The sequence below is a fragment of the Mycobacterium sp. E1747 genome (genome assembly GCF_001667775.1).
Classification (GTDB): Bacteria; Actinomycetota; Actinomycetes; order Mycobacteriales; family Mycobacteriaceae; genus Mycobacterium.
In genome coordinates this window covers 1-526 of the sequence record NZ_LZJI01000017.1, presented here as the reverse complement: position 1 = coordinate 526, position 526 = coordinate 1, and the positions used below count along the sequence as shown (strand labels likewise).

Annotated in this window: 1 pseudogene; it reads right to left on the bottom strand. The window is 60.6% G+C overall.

What is annotated here, in order from left to right:
- Positions 1 to 187 precede the first annotated feature (187 nt).
- A pseudogene (locus A5695_RS29330) lies at positions 188 to 526 on the bottom strand (LLM class F420-dependent oxidoreductase); the annotation flags it as partial.

Here is a 526-nt window from a genome sequence, read left to right as displayed (position 1 = left end):
AGTGTCCGGCTGGCGTCTTCGCCGAGAGACCAGGCCGGGTATCCGCGGTCGGGCGGGCCGTAGGTCATGGCGCCGATCGCGACCGGAGACACATCAAGGCCAGTGTCCCCTAATTTGTGGTAGCGCATGCCGATCCCCTTGCCAAGTGATGGATGGTCACGTGCGGTGTGAGTTGTTGGCCACTCGGTTAGCCCAGTGACGCCAATTTGGGGATCACCTCGTCGCCGAGGCGGCCGACGAACCCGATCGGATCGGGATTTCCCGGCAGGGCAGCAATATTGATCAATTCAATGCCTGCCTCGGCGAAGCCCTGCATTGCATTCATAAATGCGGTGGGATCGCCGAACGGGTCGAACTGTGGACCGAGCATGAGGGTCTTGCGGATCTCGCGGGGGTCTCGTCCGATCTCCTCGCAATGCCGTTTCAGGACCTCGACTTTGTGCTTCACCTCATCGGGTGTTGCGGCGTTGCTATTCCAAACGTCGGCATATTGGGCGACCATGCGCAGCGTCTTCTTTTCGCCGTC